Source organism: Methylorubrum populi, from assembly GCA_036946625.1.
Classification (GTDB): domain Bacteria; phylum Pseudomonadota; class Alphaproteobacteria; order Rhizobiales; family Beijerinckiaceae; genus Methylobacterium; species Methylobacterium populi_C.
The window spans coordinates 836,415-860,229 of the sequence record JAQIIU010000002.1 but is presented as its reverse complement, the minus strand read 5'-3'; the positions used below and the strand labels follow the sequence as shown (position 1 = coordinate 860,229).

The following is a 23,815-nucleotide window of genomic DNA, read 5'->3' as shown; positions in this document are numbered from 1 at the left end:
CGCGATCTGGATTGCTTCGGCTCCGCCTCGCAATGACGGCAAGGGGCGGAAAAAGGGGGCTCCACACCGTCATTGCGAGCCGAATGGCGAAGCAATCCGGAAGCACGACGGCGCCGGTTGAAGCCTCCGGTATCGGCACCGCCCCGCGGTGAGCAGGGGCGGGGTCGACGCCTCATGACTCGATCGCGTCGACCCGGTTCGAATAAAAGGCGATATGGCCGCGGATGCGGGCGACGGCCGGGAACGGGTTCTCGTAGGACCACGCGGCTGCCGATCGCGGCTCATGTCCGGCGGAAAGGTCGAAATGGAAGGCCTCGCCCTTGTAGGGGCAATGCGTCCGATGCGGGTTCGGCGAGAGCACGCCCGCCGCGATGTCTTCGCGCGGGATGTAGAGGACCGGCGCGTAGCCCGCCTCGCGCAGTTCGAGCGCCCGCTCGGTCTCGGCGATGACCCGTCCACCGAGACGGACCCGCACGGGCCCGGCATGGGGCGCGATCGTGATGGGATGGCGGGGGCCCGGCTCCTTCATCACGCGTCGCCTTCAGGCGCCAGTCTGTGCTCGGCGGTGCCGAGCGCGTCGGCGAGGCGCGCCTTGGCGCTGCCGGGTCGCAGCGGCTTCTGCTGGCTCCCGTGGGGGGCCCAGCCGGACAGCCACAGGATCTCGAAGGTCGCGCGCAATCGTCCGTCGGGATCGGAGAAGCGCTCGGCGTAGATCGCGGCGGCCCGCATCAGCGTCGCACGGCGCAGGGGCGTGCGGCGGCGTGCGGTGAGGGCGTTGGTCAGCCCCATGGCACGCAGGTCGCGCATCAGCGCGAACGGGTCGCCGTAGCGCACGGTGACCGTGTCGGCATCCGCCACCGGCAGGGCGAAGCCCGCCCGCTGGAGCAGGCCGCCGAGGTCGCGCAGTTCCGCGAAGGGCGCGACCCGGGGGCTCGCGCCGCCCTCCGTCTCGCTCTCGGCCTGGAGGAAGGCTTGGCGCAGCTCGGTCAGGGTCGCGCCGCCGAGCAGGCCGGCGAGGAACAGGCCGTCGGGCTTCAGCGCCCGGCGCACCTGCACCAGGGCGCCCGGAAGGTCGTTGACGTGCTGAAGCGCCAGGGCCGAGACCGCGAGATCGAACCCCGCGCCGGCGCCGAAGGGCAGCCGTTCGGGATCGCCGACGAGCGCGCCGCCCGCTTCCGGAACGGGACCGAGGCGGACCAGCCGGCCGACCCGGCCGCTTCCGAGAAGCCGTCCGGCCAGCGTCGGCAACGGCGTGCCGAGATCGAGGGCCAGGGGAAAGGGGCGCGTCACGGAGGCCAACCGATCCTCCAGATCGTCGAGCACCCGGTCGAGCAGGAAGCCGGCATAGCCGGTGCCCCGCGCGCGCGCGATCCGGCGGCGGATCAGAGCGGGATCGAACAGGGGCGCTGACTCGTTCATCGGCTTGGGCAGATGGAGCTCCGGCGGTCTCTCGGCCAGGGTGCGATGCCAGGGTGCGATCGCGGCTCGGGCACGGTTTCGCGAGACGGCACTTTATATTAACCTTCAGCGGCAAACTGTCATGGAACGGAATTCGCAAGTTCCCGTTTTTCGCCCGTCGATCTGAGGAGATTGAAGATGACACGGATTCTGATCCGCGCCGCTCTGATCCTCGCCGCCGTCGCGCTTGCCAGCACAGCGGAGGCGAAGGGTTGCCTGAAGGGTGCCATGGTCGGCGGCATCGCCGGGCACATGGCCGGGCACGGCGTGGCGGGTGCCGCGGCCGGCTGCGCCATCGGCCATCACCGGGCGAGCAAGCGGGACAAGGCGGCGCAACAGGACGCGCAGGGACAGGGATCGACCGTTCACTGAGGCGATCGCTCCGGCCCGCTCGCCGCTGCGATGTCCGCGCCCGGCCTTCCCGCTCTTCGGGAGGGACTGCGCCGAGCCGCATCCTCGGCGCTGGGCGTCGTCTACCCGCCGACCTGCGTCGGTTGCGGTGCGGCGACCGGCGATCCCCACGCCCTCTGCGCCGCCTGTTGGAGCGGCCTTCGCCTGATCGAGCGGCCCTTTTGCGAGCGGCTCGGCACGCCCTTCGCCCTCGATCTCGGCATCGGACCGTTGCTCTCGCCCGGCGCCATCGCCGAACCGCCCGCCTACGGGCGGGCCCGCGCGGTGGCGATCTACGTGGGCACGGCGCGTGACCTCGTTCACCGGCTCAAATACGGCGACCGCCTCGACCTCGCCCGGACCATGGCTCGCATGATGACCGCGGCCGGGCGCGAGCTTCTCGACGAGGCGGACCTGCTCGTGCCGGTGCCGCTGCACGGCCTGCGCCTGTGGCGGCGGCGCTTCAACCAGTCCGCCCTGCTCGCCCGCGCGATCGGCCGGCTGTCGAACACGTCCTGCGACCTGCGCGCCCTGGCCCGGGTGAAGGCGACCCGCCCGCAAGTCGGTCTGACGCGCCACCAGCGCGCGGAGAACCTTCAGGGCGCTTTCCGGGTACCGGACGAAGCGCGGATCGCGGGGCGGCGCCTGCTGCTCGTCGACGATGTGACCACCACCGGCGCCACCGGCAACGCCGCCGCCCGCGTGCTCATGCGCGGCGGCGCGGCGAGCGTCGATCTCCTCACCTTCGCGACGGTGACGCGCGACGGGCTCTGAGACCGTTTCCGATCGATCGCCTCGGGTTTCGCCCCCCTCCGTCCTCGCGAGCGGCCGCGAGGCGATCCAGGGCGCGACAGGTCCGGAAAGGGCGCGCCCTGGTTTGCCCACGGCTTCGCCTCGCAAGGACGCAGGACAGGCCGAACTCATCGACCGGATGGCGTATGAGCCGCCGCAAACGGGAACGGGGGCCGCGCGGGCCCCCGTTGAAGCGTACCGTCGGACACCGCTCAGGCGGCGGCGGGCTCCATCCGGCCGTCGCCGGCGCGGGTTTGCGCCTCGGGTGGCTGGTCGAGCACCTTGCCGCGCGGACCGACCCAGGCGCCGACCCACTTGCGCTGCCACAGGAACAGGCAGCCGAGCACCACGCCGGTGAACAGGGCGTAGCCCACGAAGCCGGTGGCGAAGCCGCCGGTATGCTGTTTCGAAAAGCCCATCACGTTGGGCAGGATCGTGCCGCCGAGCGCCCCGATCTCGCCGATCATCGAGCCGGCGACCGCCGTGTTGGTCGGCCAGCGCAAGGGCACGAGCTGGAACAGCGCGCCGTTGCCGGCGCCGAGCGCGGCGAAGCAGAGCATGAACAGCCCCGTCGTCACCGCGAGCGCGGGCGTCGCGGTCAGCGCCAGGAAGGAGCCGATCGCCGCGAGCAGAACCAGCGAGAGCACGAGGATGCCGCCCATCCGGTCCGCGAAGGAGCCGCCGAGGATACGGATGCCCGAACCCATCAGGGCAGCCAGCATCGTCAGGCGCCCGGCCTCGACCTTGGTCACCGCGAACTGCTCGTAGAAGAAGGTCGGCAGGAAGTTCGACAGGCCGATGAAGCCGCCGAAGGTGACGATGTAGATCAGCGAGAAGGCCCAGCCGTCCCGCGTGAACAGGCAGGAAATGTGCTCCTTGAAGCTCTGGCCGTGGCAGTCCGGCGGCTCCTTGGCGAGGAGGATCATCACGAGGAGCGGCACGATCATCACGAGGCCGGCGAAGCCGTAGACCGCCTGCCAGCCATAGGCCTGGGCCAGCGGGGGCGCGAACAGAACGGCGAGCACGGTGCCCGAATTGCCGGCGCCGGCGATGCCCATGGCCAGCCCCTTGTGCTCCGGTGGGAACCAGCCCGAGCCGAGGGAGAGGGCCACGCCGAAGGAGGCGCCGGCGATGCCGAGCAGCACGCCCATGGCCAGCACGTCGTTGTAGGAGGAGACGAAGAAGAAGCCGTAGGCCATCGCCAGGACGATGACGCTCATCTCGGTCAGCGCCGCGTTCTTGCGGCCGATGTACTGGGCGAGCACGCCGAGCGGGAAGCGCATGATCGCCCCGGCCAGGATCGGCAGCGAGATCATGAATCCGGTCTGGGCCGGCGTGAGCCCGTAGGTCTCGGTGATGAACGGACCCATGGCGCCGTTGAGCACCCAGATCGCGAAACAGAAATCGAAGTAGAGGAAGGCGGCGAACAGCGTCGGGGGGTGCCCCGACTTCATGACGGTCTTGAAGGAAGCCATCGGCGTGCTCGTTGGGCTCGACGGCGCACCGCGCCGGCTGGGTCGGGGCCGCTCATGCGGGGAGGTTGTCCGGACACGCGCCGTCCGCATCGCGAGGCGCCGTTGCCCCGCCCACCGCCCGAGGGCGGCGGCAAGGGCCGATGCAGCGCTCGTGCCAACCGAGTTCGGATGATGTTCGTCGCCCACACGTGGCCAGGGCCGCGAATGCAGGTTCACGCGGCAAGCCTTCAGGATGCCGATCCGCCGGCCCCCTCCGTCGTCATTACCGGGGCACCGCAGGCGAACGCGGACCCGAAGGGGCGCGCGAAGCGTGCAGCCCATGAGGCCGCGACGCTCGACGTCCATCGTGCCTCACGGGTGAATCTTCGGGTTTCGCTGCGCGACCCCAACATGACGGGTCATTGCGAGAGGAGCGCTGGTCGAAAGTGTTTGATTTGGCTTCCTTGACGATGCGTCGATGGCGGGGCAATCGACCGCCTTCGGCCTGTGGCCTTGCATCTCGAACACCTGCTCCAGGCGCTTGATCTGCCCCTCGGTCTCGCGCAGATGCGTCTCGCAGCCCGGCATGCGTCGCCTTCCCGACCATCTTCGGCAGAGCCTTGGTGATCTGCCGCTCCGCGTAATAGACATCTTGCAACGTATGCACGAAGAGGTCGTCCAACGAATTGGAGCGCCTAACAGAACGGCACGCTTTGGAGTGTGAGGCGTTGGTCGGGTATGGCTCGACCTCTGCTTCCCGACGCTCTCTGGACCGCGCTCGCCCCGCTCCTGCCGCCGCCCCGTCCGCGCCCGAAAGGGGGCCGGCCTCCGATCGAGAACCGTGCCGCGCTCAGCGGCCTCCTGTTCGTGCTGCGGTCGGGCCTGCCGTGGGAGATGCTGCCGGCCGAGATGGGCTGCGGCTGCGGCATGAGGTGCTGGCGCCGCCTGCGCGATTGGCAGGAGGCCGGCGTGTGGGCGCAATTGCATCAGGTGCTGCTGGAGCGCTTGCACGCGGCCGGCGAGATCGACTGGCGGCGGGCGAGCCTGGACAGTGCCTCTGTCCCGGCTAAAAAGGGGGGACTGCCACCGGCCCGAACCCGACGGATCGGGGCAAGCCGGGCACGAAGCGCCACCTCGTCACCGACGCCCGCGGCACGCCGGTCGGCCTGAGGCTGACGGGTGCCAACCGGCACGACAGCCCGCAGATGGCGCCGACCCTCGATGCCATCCCGCCGCTGAGCACGGGCCGGCGCGGCCGACCGCGCCGACGCCCCAACAAGCTGCATGCCGACAAGGCCTGCGACGCCAAGGCGCGTCGGCAGGAATGCCGGGCGCGCGGGATCGTGCCCCGCATCGCCCGCAAGGGCATCGAGAGCAGTGAAAGGCTCGGCCGCCACCGCTGGGTCATGGAGCGCACCCACGCTTGGTTCAACCGCTTCCGCCGCCTGCCCATCCGATACGAGCGCCGAGCCGACATCTACGAAGCCTTCACCAGCCTTGCTGCCAGCCTCATCACGCTCAACCAGATCAGACGGTTCTGTGAGGCGATCTCAGAGCCATGCCTTTTAAGGTGTTTTCTTAGCCATTAGCTTGGCCTTTTCGAGGACCCTGGCGGTGGCGACGTGTTTTCGGGCCGTAGCCGCCGCTACATAGGGCTTGTCGACCTTGCGCTTGGGACCACGCGGGCTGGTTGCAATCCGCCCTGGGTCGACCCGCTCCGCCAAGGCGAGCAAGCGGGCCGCGACGCTCGCCGCATCCTCCTGGCCCGTCAACACAGAGCCGTGTCCGAGCGCCACCATCAGCCCCTCGTAGCCGGCACCGATCTGACGGCTCAGGTGGAACACCGAGACCCGCGGCTCGGGCCCGTGCACCTGCTCGATGCACGCGCTCAGCAGGCTCAGCACGTTGTGGGCCAGAACGGCAGCGGCAAACCCCAGCAGGGCCGCCCGCGGACGACCCAGGCGACCGGCCTCGCTGTGCAGCACCCGTTCCATCTGCAGGAACAGACCCTCGATCCGCCAGCGTCGCCGATACACCTGCGCGATCTGCGCCGCACTGACGCTCGCCGGCAGGTTGCTCCACAGCCAGATCGTCCGGTCTCCCTCCGTCGTTGGCGCCGTCAAGCTCAGCGCGATGCGCCGCCACGCATCGCCGCTCCCCTCCAGCGTAATGCTCTGCTCACACAGTGTGCCGGTCTCGCAGGAGCCGCACGCCTGCCAATCCCCCTGCGCGCCCAGGCGGGGATGGTTGCCGTGCCGACGCACCACGAAGTGGCTGCCTGCCTCAACCAGACCCTGCAGCCAGGTCCGGACACAGAAGTGCCGATCGGCGACCCAGACCTGACCGGGCGCGGCAGCGTCCAGGAGGGCCCGGGCCAGCGCCCGTTCGTCGGCATAAGCATCTTCGGCCGCCACCAGATCGACGGCCAGGCCGGTATCGGGATCGTAGACGACCAGGGTCTGCCCCGGCAGGGCGGCGCCGCGATGCGCGCGCAGAGGCTTCAGGCGCTTGTCGCTGCCGGGCAGATGGTTGCCGTCCAGCACGCGCAGTGCGTAGCCCGGCAGGCTCGGATGGCCGGTGCCCGCCGCGGTCATCACCGGGGCCAGTCGGGTCGCGCTGCCGCGCACGAGGGCGCGCAGCAGGTCGGGCTCGGTGCGGTTGACCTTGTCGTAGAGGGCGGGCAGCGAGACGGTCAGGTCTTCGGCTTCGCGCGCAGCGGCGTGCAACGACGAGCGCAGGCCGAGAGCGACGAGCATCGTCAGCCTGACGACAGTGGAGAACAGCAACTCCCGCGTGTATTGCCGCTGGCGATGCTGCTCGAACACCTCGTCGATCCAGCCGGCCGGCAGCGCGTGTTCCAAGGCCGTGCGGGCCATCAGGCTCGTCGGCGCATAGTTCTCGAACCGTTCAATGACGGCAGACCAGACTGGATCGGATCCTTGCAATGCTTCGCTCATTGCAAGGATATAGTTAATATAAACGAACCTTAAAAGGCATAGCCCTCAGAGCCTGTTTGAGAACTCTGTTTCATGCGGGATTGTTGAGTGCGTTGGCAGCCACGAGGCAGGCGACGCAGGCCAGGCGACCGGTGGCGACATCGAGGCGACCGGCGCGCTCGCGCAGCAAGCCGCCCCAGTGGCTGAGCCAGCCGAAGGTCCGCTCCACGACCCAGCGTCGCTCCAGCACGACGAAGCCCCTCTGATCCGGGTCCTTCTCGACGACGTGGTGGCGCATGCCGTGGAGGTTGCACCACTCCCGGCAGCGCTCGGCCGTGAAGGCGCCATCGAGGATGGAAGGCGCCATCGAGGATGGCCAGACGCAGGCTGGGCCATGGCTCCTTGCCGTCATTGAGGGCCGGCAGCGTGTCGCGATCCTGCCCGTTGGCCGGCACGACGGCGAGCGCCAGGACGTGTCCTTCGGCATCCACCAGCGCCACGCGTTTGCGGCCGACCAGCTTCTTGGCGCCATCGTAGCCGCGCGGTCCGCGCACCCCGAGGCACTTGATGCTTTGCGTGTCGATGATGGCCAGCCGTGGTTCTGGTCGACGCCCACAGCGCCGCCGCTGTCGGCGCGCCAGAGCGCGCATCAGGCTCTCGAACAGCCCCTTCTCGATCCAGCGCCGGAACCAGCCGTAGACCGTGCGCCAGGGCGGAAAGCCAGCCGGCAGCGCCCGCCACCCTCCGCCCGTCCGCAGGTGCCAGGCGATCCCCGCCAGCGCCCGGCGCACGGGCGTCGCATCCTGACGGCTGGGCGGATCGGCTCGTTCCAAGAAGCGAGCCACCTCGTCCAAGCCTGCTTGCAGCACCATGTCCTTCAGACGCGCCTCATGACGCGTCCGATGTCGGTCCGTCCACATCTGCTCTCCACTCCGCCCCGCCAGGCGGAATGCGTGTTGACACACGAGACAGATGGGGACAGCCGGCGGAGGAGCTCAAACAGGCTCTCAGAGCTATGCCTTTTAAGGTTCGTTTATATTAACTATATCCTTGCAATGAGCGAAGCATTGCAAGGATCCGATCCAGTCTGGTCTGCCGTCATTGAACGGTTCGAGAACTATGCGCCGACGAGCCTGATGGCCCGCACGGCCTTGGAACACGCGCTGCCGGCCGGCTGGATCGACGAGGTGTTCGAGCAGCATCGCCAGCGGCAATACACGCGGGAGTTGCTGTTCTCCACTGTCGTCAGGCTGACGATGCTCGTCGCTCTCGGCCTGCGCTCGTCGTTGCACGCCGCTGCGCGCGAGGCCGAAGACCTGACCGTCTCGCTGCCCGCCCTCTACGACAAGGTCAACCGCACCGAGCCCGACCTGCTGCGCGCCCTCGTGCGCGGCAGCGCGACCCGACTGGCCCCGGTGATGACCGCGGCGGGCACCGGCCATCCGAGCCTGCCGGGCTACGCACTGCGCGTGCTGGACGGCAACCATCTGCCCGGCAGCGACAAGCGCCTGAAGCCTCTGCGCGCGCATCGCGGCGCCGCCCTGCCGGGGCAGACCCTGGTCGTCTACGATCCCGATACCGGCCTGGCCGTCGATCTGGTGGCGGCCGAAGATGCTTATGCCGACGAACGGGCGCTGGCCCGGGCCCTCCTGGACGCTGCCGCGCCCGGTCAGGTCTGGGTCGCCGATCGGCACTTCTGTGTCCGGACCTGGCTGCAGGGTCTGGTTGAGGCAGGCAGCCACTTCGTGGTGCGTCGGCACGGCAACCATCCCCGCCTGGGCGCGCAGGGGGATTGGCAGGCGTGCGGCTCCTGCGAGACCGGCACACTGTGTGAGCAGAGCATTACGCTGGAGGGGAGCGGCGATGCGTGGCGGCGCATCGCGCTGAGCTTGACGGCGCCAACGACGGAGGGAGACCGGACGATCTGGCTGTGGAGCAACCTGCCGGCGAGCGTCAGTGCGGCGCAGATCGCGCAGGTGTATCGGCGACGCTGGCGGATCGAGGGTCTGTTCCTGCAGATGGAACGGGTGCTGCACAGCGAGGCCGGTCGCCTGGGTCGTCCGCGGGCGGCCCTGCTGGGGTTTGCCGCTGCCGTTCTGGCCCACAACGTGCTGAGCCTGCTGAGCGCGTGCATCGAGCAGGTGCACGGGCCCGAGCCGCGGGTCTCGGTGTTCCACCTGAGCCGTCAGATCGGTGCCGGCTACGAGGGGCTGATGGTGGCGCTCGGACACGGCTCTGTGTTGACGGGCCAGGAGGATGCGGCGAGCGTCGCGGCCCGCTTGCTCGCCTTGGCGGAGCGGGTCGACCCAGGGCGGATTGCAACCAGCCCGCGTGGTCCCAAGCGCAAGGTCGACAAGCCCTATGTAGCGGCGGCTACGGCCCGAAAACACGTCGCCACCGCCAGGGTCCTCGAAAAGGCCAAGCTAATGGCTAAGAAAACACCTTAAAAGGCATGGCTCTCAGAGCCCGTCCGAGATCATATTGTTTTCTGGCAGAGCTTTCGCGTCATGAGGCGGATGGAGGCGAGCAGCAGGAAGGCGCGCGCCGTTCTGCTCCGGCATTCCCAGTCCTTAGCCAGACGCCAGCAGCGGTTGAGCCAGGCAAAGGTCCGCTCGACGATCCAGCGCTTGGGCAGCACGACGAAGCCCTGGGCCTGATCGGACCGCTTGACGATCGTGAGCTTGAGCCGGCGGCAGGCCCGGCGCAGACCAGCCTTGAACGCTGGTCCCTGGTAGCCGCCGTCGGCATACAGCCGCAGCAGGAACGGGTAGAGGCCAAACAAGCTCGCCATCACCCACACGCCGCCGGTGCGGTCTTGCACGCTGGCCGGATGCACCAGGGCGTGCATCACGAAGCCCTGCGTGTCGACGAGGATGTGCCTTTTCTTGCCCCGGATCTTCTTGCCTGCGTCGTAGCCCGACGGGTCGATCGCCCGCCCCCTTTTTCCGCGCCCTTCACGCTCTGGCTGTCGAGGATGGCCGCGCTCGGGCTGGCCGCCCGGCCCGCCCGCTCGCGGCAGGCCACGAACAGCGCGTGGTGGATGCGCGCCAGCGTGCCGTCGTAGTCCCACAGATCAAGATAGCCGTGCACGGTCGAGCGCGGCGGCAGGTCCGTCGGGATCGCGCGCCATTGGCAGCCGGTGCTGAGCACGTACATCAGCCCGTCCACCACCGCGCGGATGTCCACGCTGCGCTTGCCGCCGCCCGGCTTGGCCGGCGGAATCAGCGGCTCGATCAGCGCCCACTCCTCATCGGTCAGATCACTCGGATAGCGCAGGGCACTGCGGTCGTAGCGGGCCCGGTTCTCCTGTGTCCACATCGCAAGCTCCCAGACCGAGGCTGCCTTCCACCACAACCCACTCCAGCGTATCAATATGTCGTCGGACAGACTCTTAGCTGTTTGCCCTGGAGAGAACGTTTCCGGCAGGGTGTCATGCGTCGCCGCCCCTTTCGATGCGCCCCAGCATGCTGGCATGCCTCCATCGGCTCAGCGAAACCCTAGCTTGCCACCCGCAGGATCAGCTTGAGAGCCAGGGCGGTCATGATGACGCCGACCACAAATTCCAGAACTCGCCAGGATTGGGGGCTGGAAAACAGCGGCGTGAGCAGTCGGGCACCCAACCCCAATGAGAAGAAAAAGACAAAGGAAGCCGTGATGGCACCGATGGCGAACATCAAGCGATCATCCCCATAATTGGTGGAGATGGAACCGAGCAACACGACCGTATCAAGATAGACGTGCGGATTGAGCCAGGTGAACGCCAAGGCGGCAGCGATCGTGCTGGACAGGCTGGCAATCTTCACATCTGAGGGGCTGAGGGAGGAATTATCGGAAAACGCCGCCCCAAAACTTTTTACTGCATAAAGGGCTAAAAACACCGCGCCCCCAATGGTCATGGCAGTCTCGAGCCATGGCACAGCAGTGACCAAAAACCCGAATCCGGCCACGCCGACGGTAACGAGAATCGCGTCTGAGGCTGCACAGGTCAAGCAAACAGCAAATACATGCCGGCGTTGGAGACCTTGCCGCAGAACGAAAGCGTTTTGCGCGCCAATTGCAGCGATCAGGCTGATGCCGAGAAAAAAGCCAGGGAAAAAGGCGATCATTATTCTCTCCGAACCGTCCAAGGCACCTTACAAAAAACGCGTTGAGTTATTAAAGTTAAATAACTTCAATGGAGTGAAGAAGCGCTAATGATGGACTATGGACAGATGGAAGCGGTCAGCGCCGTCTTGCGATCGGGCGCTTTTGAAAAGGCCGCCCGTGCGTTGCACATCACACCTTCGGCTGTTTCTCAGCGGGTGAAAGCTTTGGAAGACCAACTCGGTATTCCACTGATTATCCGTGAGAAACCCTGCCAAGCCACCGAGGCCGGGGCTATGGTCGCTATGCACTTTGAACGCGTCAGTCTTCTGCAACGCTCCCTTGAACGCCAGCTCTCGATAGAGAATAGCCCCGTAAAGCAAAGCTTCATCCGCATAGCGGTGAACGCAGACAGCGTGGAAACGTGGTTCCTAAAAGCGCTGTCCCCGGATTGGTCCTGGCTGTATGATCTCGTCATCGACGACCAGCACCATAGCGCCGAATGGCTTCGAAAAGGGCTCGTCACCGCTGCGGTCACGGCCGACGATGATCCGGTGACTGGTTGCGATTCCCGGCCGCTCGGTGCCCTAAGATACATCGCGGTCTGCTCGCCAGAATTTCGCGTCAGGTGGATGCCTGACGGATTGACGCCTGAAGCGGTTAGCAAAGCCCCAGCTTTGGTTTACGGCAACAAGGACGCGCTTCATTCAAACTGGCTGTCGGCGAATTTTCAATACGAGAGCGGATACCCCTTCCACCAATTGCCTTCCACAACAGCAATCACCAACGGGGTTCTTCGAAGCCTTGGATGGGCGCTTGTGCCGGAAATCCTCGCCGAACCTCATGTTAAGACGGGTAAGCTAATCCGGCTTGCGCCGGATTACACGTTGGACGTCCCGCTATTTTGGCAATGGTCTCGTGCGGTCAAGCCAGCCTTGATTCGGTTGAATTCTGCCGTCATCGAGACCGCCAGCCAGCACCTGCAGCCTATAGAGGAGCAGGCCGCGCTCGGTGACTCTCCTGCCAAACGGCACGTTTAGTTGAAAGCTTCTCGTGCTTCGGTACGCGCGGTTGCGGGACCGAGATTGTTGCGATCGCGGTAGGAGGGATGCTCCATCAAGGTCTCGTGGCATGCATCGAAATGATGCGTTGGGACCGCAGGGAACAAGTGATGGATGTTTGGTCCCGGCATTTGGTGGAGCGGGTTTGACCTGAAGCGGCCGGGCTCAGCGGACCATGCCTTGCAGATGGCTTCGTAGGGCGTGAGGCCGCGCAGGGTCTTCAAACGGCGTGCGAAGTTGTAGGCGCTGACAAAGTCGGCCAAGTGCGCACGGAGTTGCGCGTGGCTGTCGTAATGGTAGCGCTTGACCGTCGCGTCCTTGATCGTGCGGTTCATCCGCTCGACCTGACCGTTCGTCCAGGGGTGGCGCGGTTTGGTCAGCCGATGGTCGATATCGTTGCGGGCGCAGGCAAGTTCGAAGCTGTGGGCTCGGAAGGTCTCGCCGGCTACAATCGCCTCCTTGATGACGGAAGCGGCCGAGGCGACGTTGCCGGGCGTGGTGAAGTGGGTGCCGTTGTCGGTGAGCACCGTGTGCACCTTGTAAGGCACGGCCTCGATGAGATGGCGGAGGAAGTCACCTGCGACCCGCCGCGTGGCCTTCTCGTGGAGCTCAACGAAGGCGAACTTGGTCGTGCGGTCGATAGCGACGAGCAGGTAGAGTCGCCCTTCGGCTGTGTGAACCTCGGCCAGATCGATGTGGAAATAGCCGAGCGGGCAGGTCTTGAAGCGTGACCGCTTGGGCTTGTCACCGTCGACCTCCGGCAGTCGGCTGATGCCGTGGCGCTGCAGGCACCGATGCAGCGACGAACGGGTCAGGTGCGGGATCGTCGCCTGGAGCGCGTAGAGGCAGTCGTCCAACGGCAGGAGCGTATGGCGGCGAAAGGCGACGACGACCGCCTCGTCCTCCTGTGACAGCACCGTCGAGCGGGGATCCTTCGGACCCGTGCGCTGATCGGCGACCGAGGTCCGCTGCCGCCACTTGGCGACCGTCTTCCGGTTGATCCCGTAGCGCTTCGAGAGCGCCCTCAGGCTCGCTTGACTATGCTGGATCGCTCGACGGACTGCCTCCGTCGTGGTGGCGCTGCCGTGAAGAACTTGGCCCATAGCGCGTCCCTCCACTCCAACGTGAAGAGTGCACCATCAAACCCTGGGATCAAACACCTAGTCAGCGGTCCGTAGGGCTGGTGCAGGCGCAGTTCGCCGAGCGCCCGAAGCGTCGCGTCCCGTGTTGGATGCCTCGGCGTCTCCGCCGCGCCCCGCCGGGCCCAGCTCTGCATCAGGTCGAGTTCCGATGACGCACCCACGACCGAGGGGTTGCGCGCCATCTGGTCGATGAAAAAGAGGTTCCGGTTGAGGTCCGCGTAGCCGCGCCTCGTCAGAAGGTCGCCGAGGTATGGGAACGCCTCCGAGAGGAAGGCAAGGTCCTCGTCATCGGGGACACCGACGGTCCATGGAACCGCTTCGCCCACCAACGGGAGGTCGAGCGTGGGTTCCGGTCCCGCGGAGTCGCGGCTCGACAGGATACAACGCCACAGTAGGTGGCTGGGTGAGCCGACGATCGCATGGCACACCTCGCGCACGAGCTCGCCGCGCCCAGCGTCCGCGATCCGGTCGTAGCCGTCGATGACGAGGACGGCGGATCCGGAGGCGGCCAGTTCGGCCACCAGGTGCGCGAGCGGCGTTTCGACGTTCAGGGTCCGCGCGTGTTCCGCCCATGTCCGCGCGCCCGTCCGGTCGTGCTTCAGCACCAGCGCTCCGGCCCCGTCTGCCCGCCGTCGCTCCGCAAGCCGGCGCAGGACCGCCGACTTCCCGGTCCCGGCATCCCCACCCAACCGCAGTCCACTGGCTTGCGTCAGGACCTCCTCGAGCTGGTCGTAGAGCGTCATCCGCGACAGTGTCACGCCTGCGACGTCGTCCCGGATTCCGGCCAGCGCCGCGTCGCCGTCCGCCAAGATCCGCTCCACATCGGCGCGTGCCGACGGCGACGGGAGCAACCGGAAGCGTGGCGAGAGCTCGCCGAGCAGCTTCGCCCGGTCCACGCCACCCGCGACCTTCGCGGCGTCCTCCGCGAACACGCAAAGCGCCTCGTAGACGTCCACTGCCTCGCCGCGGTCACCTGACGCGAGGGTGCCTTGGAGCTGATCAACGGCACGAGCCTTGGTCTGGCTGCCGCCCTGGTCAGCGTCGATGACGACGACCCGCATACGGGCGATCACCTTCCAGGCGGTCTCCGGGTCGGCCTGACCCGTCTCCTGCTCGATGACCCATGCGACGGCCGAGGTGTATCCGCGCTCGGTCGGGCTCGAGTTGCCAGGCGCCTCCCAGCGCGTCCAGAAGTCCGTGGCGTCTCGGGACAGCCGCGCCGCGTCACGCGCCCTGTCCACGTCCCGGGCGCTGATCGCGCTTTCCGACGCCGCGATCCTGAAGCTCGCGGCGTCGTGACCGCCTTCCGCGAGCAGGCGCGCCGCATCCGCGATCGGTCGCCGGAACGCCTCCTCGCTGCGTGCGCCCGTCAAGGTGCGCTTGATCTGCGTGTACGTGGTAGAGACGCCGCCGGACGGAGCCGCATGGTGCACGTGCAGGTCGTCGAAGCCTGCGGCGGGCTCGGAGCGCTGAAATTCGACCCGAGTCACGACGTGGGCGGCGTCGTCGCCCGGACCGCTGGCCCGCGCGAGCGTCGCGGCCAGGTAGGTCGCGGCGATGCGGGCCTCGAGCGACACGCCGGCGCCGCTGGTAGAGATGATGGACGTCGGTCGGACCATGTGGTGACGGTGGCGAATGAAGGAGTGGCGGGCAATCGCGGATTTGGATTAGCTGTATCTATGCGGCTTAACCGCGACGTAGTTGCTTGACGCTGCCGTGCCCCTGTTCCCGCCCAGCTATAAGGCGAGCCTGGGCCTGATTTGAGGCGTAGCTTGGCTGTGCGGATTCTCAGGGCTGAGCAGCACCCCCGGAGGCGGGCTGCCGTTCTACGAGTTTTGCAAGCTCGTGCGCTACGCTGTTCCGGACCTTGGGAAGTGGGCCGAAGGGGGGACGCACGTCCGCACCGCCGGTGAGAATGCACGCGTGTACCGACCCCGCTTCTCAAATAGCAGCTTCTGACATATATGTTCTCCTAGCGGAGAATGAATATGGCCAGCGCAGCGCGTGAGTACACCCCAGCAGAAGCGGCGGCAATCAGCGGCGTAGCCGTCAAGGCAGTTCACAACGCCATCGACAAGCGTATCGTGAACGCTGCCGAGCGCCACACCCAAAAGCGGGCGGCGCGCAAGCTGACATCCGGCGACGTCCTGCGCTTGAAACTTTGGCACGCTATCGGCGCCATCCTTTCCCAAGAGCGCCGGCAGAGGCTGTTCGCAGAAATCGACGCCCGTCCAGAGGCGAAACGAGTCAAGGCGGACACCTATCTGATTGTAGATGTTGAGGAGGCGCGCAAGCAAATCGCCCAACGCGCTCGCCACCTGGAAACCGCAGAGTCGGCTGTCACCTGCAGCACGGCAGTGATGGGGGGCGAGCCGGTCTTCAAGGGAACGCGCATCCCCGTCCGACTGATCGCGACAATGCTGGACGAGGGCGTGGACGCGAGCGAGATCCTCGAAGGTTATCCCAAACTTGAGGAGCGTCACCTCGACCTGGCCCGCATGTGGGTCGCCGCCCATCCTCGCCGCGGACGGCCCAAGTCTTTGGCCGACCGCGGTGCCAAGGTGCGGTCGCGATCACGCTCCACCCTGAAGCCTGACCCGGGTCCCACGGCGAGCGCCCGCCGTCACTCGGCGTGAAGCTGCTTGTTGACGAGTGCCTGCATACGTCGCTGGTCGACGTGGCCGAAGCGCGCGGCCATGAAGCCTACCACGTAAACTGGCTCGGACTGAGCGGCGAGGCCGATTGGGACCTGATGCCGCGGATTGTCGAAGGCGATTACACGTTCGTCACCAACAACGCGGCAGATTTCCGCAAACTTTACGGAAAACAGGAGCTACATGCCGGCCTGATCATCATCCTCCCGCAAGTTGCGCCATCCCGCCAGCGCGCTTTGCTCGACAGCTATTTCGATGTGGCTGAGGCCGAACCCGACCTCATCAACCAAGTTGTCGAGATTGGCCTGAACGGTGCGGATGTTCTGTTCACGCGATACGAGCTGCCCGAGGCGGACGATGCCGATTGACTCCGCCGCGGCGCCCGCTCCCGCGAGCCCCGCGGCAAGCGGACCCGCCGGCGCACTATTCGAGGGTCAGGTCGGTGCGCACTATCTTCTGACCGTCTTGGCGGAGGCCGACCCGCGGGGTTTACCGGGTGCCTCAATTGCCCGGGTCGCTCTCCAACGTGCCGGTGAAGGCCATCCGCTTGACGACGTCATTGTGTACGGCGTTGGCCAGGACGGTCTCGATCGGACGCTCGAAGTACAAATCAAGCGGACGATAACCTTTGCACCGAGCGACCCCGTTTTCCGAGATGTTCTTCATCAGCTCGGGCACGCCATAGCGACGCTCGACCGTACAAATCTGAGACATCACTTTGCGGTCGCGACCGATAAAACCTCGGCGAAGATCGCCGGTCCCTATCAAGATGTACTGCGCTGGGCGCGAGAACTCGAAACGGCGGATGTCTTCATGGGCCGGCTCGGCCGGCGCGGTGTCGCCAATGATGACATGCGCACCTTTGTCGCGGCCGTTCGCACGCACTTCGCGGCAGCTGGTTGCCCCTCTGACGACGACACAATCTGGCACGCGCTGCGACGCTTTCAGATCCTTACCTTCGACTTCGATGCGCCGGGCTCCCAGTCAGCCGAACTCGCGATTGAGCGGGCGCGCCATGTCCTGCACGCCGACGACGTGCCCCGCGCCGCAGCCTTGTGGAAGACGCTGATCGAAACGACGATTCGCGTTGCTGCGTCCGGTGGAGACCTTGACCGAGCGCGCCTGGTCGCCGCGCTTGCTGATCAGGACGGATTCCGGGTCACTGGGCCAAGGCGCAGCCAAGCGGCACGTGAGACGCTGGCGGAGGAGGCCCGGCTCGCCGCCGCAGACCTGAAAGGCAAGATAGCGGGCGTCAGCCTCGCCCGAGCCTCTCGAGTGGCCGCTTTACGGACGGCCATGGACCGCGGTCGCTACGTCGAAATCCGCGGCGGCCCCGGGGTCGGCAAATCTGGACTTCTCGGCCTGCTCGTGGAACAGACGCTCGCTGAAGCTCGCGCGGTCGTGCTCACACCACATCGCACCATCCCTGGTGGCTGGCTCGCGTTCAAGTCGGCCCTGAGTGTGACGACCGGTCCTGAAGAGCTCCTCGCCGATCTAGCGAGCGATGGCGGCGGCGTTCTGTTCATCGATAGCCTCGACTTCGTGGACGACCCCGCCAAGCGCACGACGATCAGCGACTTGGTCAGAGCCGCGGCCGCCGTCCCGGGGTTACATGTCGTCGCTACGGCGCGATCGACGTTCGACGTCGACGAACCAAATTGGCTGCCCAGCGACGCGCTGGCCGCCCTTGGCGTCGCCCCGCCGGTCCTGGTTGATGAACTCACGGGCGACGAGGTGGCGGAGTTGCGGGCGACGGCACCCAGCCTCCGCGCACTGCTCGCCGACCAGCAGCCAGCTCGTGCCCTCGCTCGCAACCTGTTCCGCCTCTCCCGATTGCTCGAGGTGGACGGATCGCTCGATCAGCTCCAGACCGAGGTCGACTTGATCGAGCGCTGGTGGACGACGGGGGATGGCGTGCAGCTGGGCCGACGCGACCGGGCCCGCCTTCTTGCTGATCTGGCCGACGCAGCACTCGCTGGGCGCGATCCGCTGGACATACGGGCCGATACGAGCACCGTCGACGCTCTGGTCGGCAGTGGATCACTTCGTGAGTTGGTTCCAGATCGCGTGACCTTCGCTCACGATGTCCTTCGCGAGTGGGCCGTCGCCGCACGTTTGCGGGACGTGCCCGACCAGATGAGCCTGCTTACGCTATCCCTGCCGGCACCGACATCGCTCGCGCGAGGCATCGAACTGGGTGCGCGCTTCGCGCTCGAGCGGGCCGAAGATGGCCGCCGATGGGTCGACTACCTTGCCAGATTAAGCGTGCCAAGTGCCCATCCATCCTGGCGACGCTGGTCCCTACTGGCATCTCTTAGATCCGAAAAGGCGGAAGCGCTGCTCGACCAGGCGGCCGACGAGTTATTGGCCACTAGCGGCACGCTCCTAAGGGAGTTGATCCGGACAGCCCTTGCGGTCGAGTCGGAACCTATGGCCGACATGATCGTGCGTCATGGCGGCGACGCGTCGGCCGTGCCTCGCTCCATCTTGGCACCAGTGAATGGCTCATGGGCAAGGCTGACGCGCTGGCTGCTGCGTCGCCGAGCCGATCTTCCGCTCGATGTCCTCGGCGATGTGACTGAGCTCTTCCAGAGCCTATCGGTGTCGATGTTCGTCTCCGATCCGCTCACGCCCGAGTTGGCGAGTGCGCTTGCCGACTGGCTGGAAGAGATCGAAGAGGCGCAGGATCACAGCCCGTTCAAGCCCGATCCACCGCGTTTCGCCGACCTGCGTTTTCATGATCTCGCCGATCTCGCGAGCGACATGCGCCGAGCCTTCTTGCTGATGGCGGCGCGAAGTCCCGACCGGGCTAAGGCCTATCTGCGTCGGCAGCTCGCGCGCCGGAACCCTGAGCAGACGATTCGCGACATTATGAAGTTCCGGGGTGCACTCGCCCAGGCGGCACCCGCAGAACTCGTCGAGCTCACGCTATTCGGCCTTGTCCCGAAACCCGAGACGCGACGTCGCCGACAATCCGACCTTCGCGACGACACCTTCAACTTCCTCGACAAGGACTTCTTGCCGGCTTCGCCGGCGCAAGGTCCGTTCTTGGAGCTTCTGAACGCAGCACCCGACCAAGGCTTGCTCCTTATTCGTGAACTGGTCGCACACGCGATCCGCAGCCGTACGCGCGGCATAGAACCGGGCGAGGACGGCTACACACTCGCGCTTGCTTCCGGGCCGCGCCTTTTCCCGTGGCGCCACTCCTATGCTTGGTCTCGGCAGATGCATGACGGCTATGCAGTCGAGTCTGGTTTGATGGCGCTTGAAGCTTGGGGGCACGCGCGGATCGAACGCGGTGATCCGCCAGAGCAAGTTCTCGCCGATGTACTCGATCCCAACGGCTCACCCGCCTCTTTCCTGCTCGTTGCGATCGACTTAATCATCTCGCACTGGCCTAAAACCAAGGCGGCTGCGATCCCGTTCGCAGGCTCGCCCGAGCTGCTCTCGCTCGACCGCGAGCGGCAGACGCACGATGGGATGCCGAATATCGACCTGTTTGGCTTCGGCTCGATCGGGCCCAAGGAGCCAGCCGGCGCTACACGCTTGGAGGACCTCGCTAAGCGCCCATCGCGGAGGTTCGCTTTGGAAGCTCTACTTGGCACCTTTGCGCTTGATGATGAGCATCGCGAAGCCGTGCGCGACCTGCTGACTGTGGCCGCCACGCAGCTCGGCGAGCCGGAGGGCGGTGACACTTTCGCCGACCCTCGATTCATGGCGCGCTACGCGCTGAACGTGACAAACCCCGCCAACTGGTTGGAAACACCTCAAGGCCGGGCTTACGTATCTCCGCCCGAAGAGGCCCGGCACCTAGAAGCTCTTCAGCGTGACCGAGCGAGCCAGACGCTGGATTTCGGGGTCGACGCCGCAATCCAGAATGCGCTCGAGCATCCGGATCAGTCCAGCTCCGAGCTTGCAGCGCACGCGGTCGCCTATGCGCAACGGCTGCAAGCCGAACCAAGTGAAGAGGGAGAGGCCGCCCGACCGCGAACTCACGCTATCGTCTCGGCTGCGCTTATCGTGGCGCGCGACGCATCAGACGCGTTGCTCGACGACCATGAGGTATGGGTGCGCGACGTTTTTGCCGACGCCTTCTCAAGTAAGCCCAATGTCGCGACCTCGAATTTTCGCGACGGAATTCGGTTCAATCCGGTCGCTATCGCGACCCTCGGAATTATTCATCTCTGGCACCGCGGCAGGGGCGATCCGCGCTCCGCCCTGCTCGCAGTCGCCGGGCGCGACGACGTGTCCGCCGCTCACGGCATTGGGGCAGGCCTGTCCCTTATAGGAGAATTGGAACCGCGGATGATCCCGGCGCTGCTCCGCTGCGCGCTTCGCGCCCAAGTGCGGGCGGACCATCGCTGGAATACGCCCGACGAGGTGAAGTTGGTGGCCGACGAGCAGCACCGCACAGCTGTCGCTCAGGCTATCGCTGCCGAGCTCGGATGGATGGAGGGGGACGCGCCCGAGCCGACATGGCCAGAGCTTCCAGCCCGGCTCATCCATCTACGCCACCCGGCTGCAATCGGCGGCAATCTCCCGGCCTCGTCCGTGAGGGGACGCGTACGGCCTCTGGTCCAACAACTGCGCTCTCAGACCGCGGCTATATGGGTCCGTCAGTTAACTCGCGAAAGCGAAGCCGAGCGTCGCGCATGGATCTTGGATTTTGTCAAAGCCTATGCGCTTTGGACGGCCGAAGCTAATGGCGCAGGGCTCGAGCAGCAGGCTGAGATCGACGGCCGCAGCGATGCATGGAATGACGCCTACGTCCCGCTCGTGGCGGAAGCCTGCACTCGCATGTCTCGCGACGAGGCTATCGCGTTCGTCGCCGCGGCGATCGACGTCCCAGATCGGTCGTTCTTCGACATTGCCGAGGAGCTGGTTCCTGCCTTGGATCAGGCTTTCTTCAACGATCGCGGGCTCGATTTGGACACCGCTCTTGCCCTACGCACGCAAATTGTGGGCCGAATGGTGCAGACGACCGGCTGGCGGCGGGAAGAGGATCGCACCACCATGTCGGTCGAGTCCCGGATCGGCCCAGCGATCGCACCGCTGTTCTTCTGCCGCTACAGTCCTTTCGCTGAGACGCGCTGCTATCTGCTGCCGAAAGGGGTCGATCGGGTCGACACCTTCTTTCCGCTGCTCACTCGCATGATCGCTGACGGATCAGTCCCATTCACCGCGCTGCTGTCCATGAGTCTGCTCGAGGTCTCACCGCGCGCCGAACACCTCCCGTTCCTGCTCGACAGCGCGGAGGTCTGGCTGCGTCGGCAGCCAACCAACAGCATATTGTGGAGCGACCACGGCTTTGGAGCACGAGTAACACGGTGGCTCGAGAGCGTCCTCGGGTCGGATCAGGCGCTAATCCGGGAGTCCGCACCTTTGCGCCCCCGGATCGACGGCGTACTCGCCCGACTCGTTCAAATCGGCGTCGCCGAAGCTCACCAACTCGAAAGGGCGGTCACCACGGGACAGGTCGGCGCGTCCGCAGCAAATCCCGGTTGAGCGGCCGAACAGGAGCGAAACTGAAACGTGCTTCAGATCAACACCGGAAAACTTTACGAACGGGGGGTCGGCCGAACCAATCAGCTGACCGGCGTGATCTACGCCAACGTTCGCCTGCCTTACGAGCGCGACATCGTTACGGGCGCCGGTACGCTGCGGTCGGCCAGTTCCGGACCAGCAGACCTCGCCCTCGTCTATGAATTGGAGGAGCGGATCGAGGCTGCCGACCCCGCGCCCGGCGTGTTAGTATCGCATACCGTTGGACCATTTCTCGACGACTTCGCCGTAGTCGCCTCATTCGGGCTTGGCGGCGTCTTCGCCCGTGACCCCGATACGGTTCGCGCCCTTACTGGAGGGCGTCCGGGGTTCTCATCCTACGAGGCGCCCGAGAAGTTTGTGGCTCGCTTCTTTGACCGTTCAATCTACATTTCAGACGAGCAGGCCGATGCATTCCTCACCTTTGTTGATGCGCTGCTCGCGCTTGAAAGACGAAGCTATCTCGGCGCCATGCACGCCATGCGGACCTTCGTCGCCGGCCTGCACCGCATCCCAGACGATCTCGCACTCGCCTACACTCTCATCGTTTCATCTTTAGAGTCACTCGCTCAGGACTTCGACGGCTTTGCACCGGCTTGGTCTGATCTCGACGACCGCAAGCGGCACGCGATCGATGCCGCCTTGGCCGATACTGGTTCATTCCAGGCGGAAGCTATCCGGGCGGCCATCCTCGAGAACGAACATGTCGCGCTTGCGCGACGCTATCGCGCCTTTGTTCAAGCACATGTCGACGCCGACTACTTTCGCCAGCCTGACGCTGGCGTTCACCCGATTGCTTGATTCGAACTCGATGCAGCGCTTCGCCAAGCCTACGGATTGCGCTCCGCTTACATCCACCGGCTGAGATCTCTTCCGACACCGATCGCGTTGCCACACGGGCATTGGGAGTCGACCACAGTCGAGCGCCGACCTGCCGTTACGTTCCAGGGGCTGTTTCGCCTTACCCGTCACGTTATCAGCCGATTTGTCGCCGAACGCCCGAAGGTTGAGAAGGAGACTTACGACTACTCGCTTGAGCGAGCGGGCGTCGTCTCGATGCAGATGGCTGCGCAATATTGGGTGTGGCGACCGCTAGCCGATGCGGCGGAGGCGCGTCAGCGGCTTGAAGGCCTGCTCAGTCTGACTGCATCGGTCCTCGGACGGGAGCTCGACGCTGGGCTCGTCGACCTGCGGCCTATGCTCGCCGATGTCGAACGCCTGCTTCCCCAAGCCGCCGTCACCCACAGACCCGCACTGCTATCTGTTTGGTCCCGGCATTTGGTGGAGCGGGTTTGACCTGAAGCGGCCGGGCTCAGCGGACCATGCCTTGCAGATGGCTTCGTAGGGCGTGAGGCCGCGCAGGGTCTTCAAACGGCGTGCGAAGTTGTAGGCGCTGACAAAGTCGGCCAAGTGCGCACGGAGTTGCGCGTGGCTGTCGTAATGGTAGCGCTTGACCGTCGCGTCCTTGATCGTGCGGTTCATCCGCTCGACCTGACCGTTCGTCCAGGGGTGGCGCGGTTTGGTCAGCCGATGGTCGATATCGTTGCGGGCGCAGGCAAGTTCGAAGCTGTGGGCTCGGAAGGTCTCGCCGGCTACAATCGCCTCCTTGATGACGGAAGCGGCCGAGGCGACGTTGCCGGGCGTGGTGAAGTGGGTGCCGTTGTCGGTGAGCACCGTGTGCACCTTGTAAGGCACGGCCTCGATGAGATGGCGGAGGAAGTCACCTGCGACCCGCCGCGTGGCCTTCTCGTGGAGCTCAACGAAGGCGAACTTGGTCGTGCGGTCGATAGCGACGAGCAGGTAGAGTCGCCCTTCGGCTGTGTGAACCTCGGCCAGATCGATGTGGAAATAGCCGAGCGGGCAGGTCTTGAAGCGTGACCGCTTGGGCTTGTCACCGTCGACCTCCGGCAGTCGGCTGATGCCGTGGCGCTGCAGGCACCGATGCAGCGACGAACGGGTCAGGTGCGGGATCGTCGCCTGGAGCGCGTAGAGGCAGTCGTCCAACGGCAGGAGCGTATGGCGGCGAAAGGCGACGACGACCGCCTCGTCCTCCTGTGACAGCACCGTCGAGCGGGGATCCTTCGGACCCGTGCGCTGATCGGCGACCGAGGTCCGCTGCCGCCACTTGGCGACCGTCTTCCGGTTGATCCCGTAGCGCTTCGAGAGCGCCCTCAGGCTCGCTTGACTATGCTGGATCGCTCGACGGACTGCCTCCGTCGTGGTGGCGCTGCCGTGAAGAACTTGGCCCATAGCGCGTCCCTCCACTCCAACGTGAAGAGTGCACCATCAAACCCTGGGATCAAA

Annotated in this window: 18 protein-coding genes and 2 pseudogenes; 9 read left to right on the top strand and 11 right to left on the bottom strand. The window is 65.9% G+C overall.

Annotated features, from left to right (window positions below):
- Nucleotides 1–172 precede the first annotated feature (172 nt).
- A complete protein-coding gene (locus PGN25_06095) occupies nt 173–529 on the bottom strand; it encodes a DUF427 domain-containing protein (GenBank protein ID MEH3117174.1) in 357 nt (118 codons plus the stop codon).
- Nucleotides 529–1,419 (bottom strand): methyltransferase domain-containing protein, encoded by an 891-nt coding sequence (locus PGN25_06090; GenBank protein MEH3117173.1) that lies wholly within the window; start codon nt 1,417–1,419, stop codon nt 529–531. The genes PGN25_06095 and PGN25_06090 overlap by 1 nt, the downstream gene beginning before the upstream one ends.
- Before the next feature lie 177 nt (nt 1,420–1,596).
- On the opposite strand from PGN25_06090, the gene PGN25_06085 reads away from it, so the two are divergent.
- Both PGN25_06085 and PGN25_06080 read left to right on the top strand, forming a co-directional pair.
- Entirely contained in the window at nt 1,597–1,830 is a 234-nt protein-coding gene (locus PGN25_06085; GenBank protein MEH3117172.1) for a hypothetical protein, read from the top strand.
- A gap of 30 nt (nt 1,831–1,860) precedes the next feature.
- A complete protein-coding gene (locus PGN25_06080; protein ID MEH3117171.1) occupies nt 1,861–2,622 on the top strand; it encodes a ComF family protein in 762 nt (253 codons plus the stop codon).
- Nucleotides 2,623–2,852: 230 nt separating this feature from the next.
- Here PGN25_06080 and PGN25_06075 read toward each other — a convergent pair whose 3' ends face one another.
- Together PGN25_06075 and PGN25_06070 are read right to left on the bottom strand one after the other, a co-directional pair.
- Nucleotides 2,853–4,115, bottom strand: a complete 1,263-nt coding sequence (locus PGN25_06075) for an MFS transporter (GenBank protein ID MEH3117170.1) — start codon at nt 4,113–4,115, stop codon at nt 2,853–2,855.
- 453 nt (nt 4,116–4,568) lie between these two features.
- Nucleotides 4,569–4,776 (bottom strand): annotated as a pseudogene (locus PGN25_06070) (DUF892 family protein).
- Between the two features lie 56 nt (nt 4,777–4,832).
- Between PGN25_06070 and PGN25_06065 the strand changes: the two are divergent.
- A protein-coding gene (locus PGN25_06065) for an IS5 family transposase (protein MEH3117169.1) occupies nt 4,833–5,683 on the top strand; the annotation gives its coding sequence in 2 pieces (ribosomal slippage) (nt 4,833–5,163 and nt 5,163–5,683; 852 coding nt in all).
- Here the strand turns inward: PGN25_06065 and PGN25_06060 are convergent.
- Entirely contained in the window at nt 5,660–6,970 is a 1,311-nt protein-coding gene (locus PGN25_06060) for an IS4 family transposase (protein ID MEH3117168.1), read from the bottom strand. The two genes, PGN25_06065 and PGN25_06060, sit on opposite strands and share 24 nt — an antisense overlap.
- Before the next feature lie 151 nt (nt 6,971–7,121).
- On the bottom strand, nt 7,122–7,397 hold the full coding sequence (locus PGN25_06055; GenBank protein ID MEH3117167.1) for a transposase: 276 nt from the start codon (nt 7,395–7,397) through the stop codon (nt 7,122–7,124).
- A 769-nt stretch (nt 7,398–8,166) separates the two neighbouring features.
- Here PGN25_06055 and PGN25_06050 point away from each other — a divergent pair.
- Nucleotides 8,167–9,477, top strand: coding sequence for an IS4 family transposase (locus tag PGN25_06050; GenBank protein MEH3117166.1), 1,311 nt, complete (start codon nt 8,167–8,169; stop codon nt 9,475–9,477).
- Between the two features lie 29 nt (nt 9,478–9,506).
- Here PGN25_06050 and PGN25_06045 read toward each other — a convergent pair.
- Both PGN25_06045 and PGN25_06040 read right to left on the bottom strand, forming a co-directional pair.
- Nucleotides 9,507–10,348 (bottom strand): IS5 family transposase gene (locus tag PGN25_06045; protein MEH3117165.1). Its coding sequence is split into 2 segments (ribosomal slippage): nt 9,507–9,958 and nt 9,958–10,348, totalling 843 coding nucleotides; the frame shifts between segments, so codons are not numbered across the junction.
- 179 nt (nt 10,349–10,527) lie between these two features.
- Nucleotides 10,528–11,136, bottom strand: coding sequence for a LysE/ArgO family amino acid transporter (locus PGN25_06040; GenBank protein ID MEH3117164.1), 609 nt, complete (start codon nt 11,134–11,136; stop codon nt 10,528–10,530).
- Nucleotides 11,137–11,223: 87 nt separating this feature from the next.
- On the opposite strand from PGN25_06040, the gene PGN25_06035 reads away from it, so the two are divergent.
- A complete protein-coding gene (locus tag PGN25_06035; GenBank protein ID MEH3117163.1) occupies nt 11,224–12,153 on the top strand; it encodes a LysR family transcriptional regulator ArgP in 930 nt (309 codons plus the stop codon).
- A 140-nt stretch (nt 12,154–12,293) separates the two neighbouring features.
- Here the strand turns inward: PGN25_06035 and PGN25_06030 are convergent.
- Both PGN25_06030 and PGN25_06025 read right to left on the bottom strand, forming a co-directional pair.
- Nucleotides 12,294–13,277: pseudogene (locus PGN25_06030) on the bottom strand (IS481 family transposase).
- Complete coding sequence (locus tag PGN25_06025; protein MEH3117162.1) at nt 13,199–14,893, bottom strand: hypothetical protein; 1,695 nt, start codon at nt 14,891–14,893, stop codon at nt 13,199–13,201. Before PGN25_06025 ends, PGN25_06030 begins: the two are co-directional and overlap by 79 nt.
- Before the next feature lie 411 nt (nt 14,894–15,304).
- Between PGN25_06025 and PGN25_06020 the strand changes: the two genes are divergently transcribed.
- Genes PGN25_06020 through PGN25_06005 form a run of 4 tightly spaced genes read left to right on the top strand, consistent with a single transcriptional unit; the run spans nt 15,305 to nt 22,312 of the window.
- Nucleotides 15,305–15,952, top strand: coding sequence for a DUF433 domain-containing protein (locus PGN25_06020; protein ID MEH3117161.1), 648 nt, complete (start codon nt 15,305–15,307; stop codon nt 15,950–15,952).
- Nucleotides 15,949–16,338 carry a DUF5615 family PIN-like protein gene (locus PGN25_06015; GenBank protein MEH3117160.1) on the top strand — a complete coding sequence of 130 codons (390 nt, stop codon included), beginning with the start codon at nt 15,949–15,951 and terminating at the stop codon, nt 16,336–16,338. Before PGN25_06020 ends, PGN25_06015 begins: the two co-directional genes overlap by 4 nt.
- Nucleotides 16,328–21,475 carry a hypothetical protein gene (locus PGN25_06010; GenBank protein MEH3117159.1) on the top strand — a complete coding sequence of 1,716 codons (5,148 nt, stop codon included), beginning with the start codon at nt 16,328–16,330 and terminating at the stop codon, nt 21,473–21,475. The genes PGN25_06015 and PGN25_06010 overlap by 11 nt, the downstream gene beginning before the upstream one ends.
- A 27-nt stretch (nt 21,476–21,502) precedes the next feature.
- Nucleotides 21,503–22,312 (top strand): hypothetical protein, encoded by an 810-nt coding sequence (locus PGN25_06005; protein MEH3117158.1) that lies wholly within the window; start codon nt 21,503–21,505, stop codon nt 22,310–22,312.
- A 456-nt stretch (nt 22,313–22,768) separates the two neighbouring features.
- Here PGN25_06005 and PGN25_06000 read toward each other — a convergent pair whose 3' ends face one another.
- Nucleotides 22,769–23,761, bottom strand: a complete 993-nt coding sequence (locus PGN25_06000) for an IS481 family transposase (GenBank protein ID MEH3117157.1) — start codon at nt 23,759–23,761, stop codon at nt 22,769–22,771.
- Between the last annotated feature and the right edge of the window lie 54 nt (nt 23,762–23,815).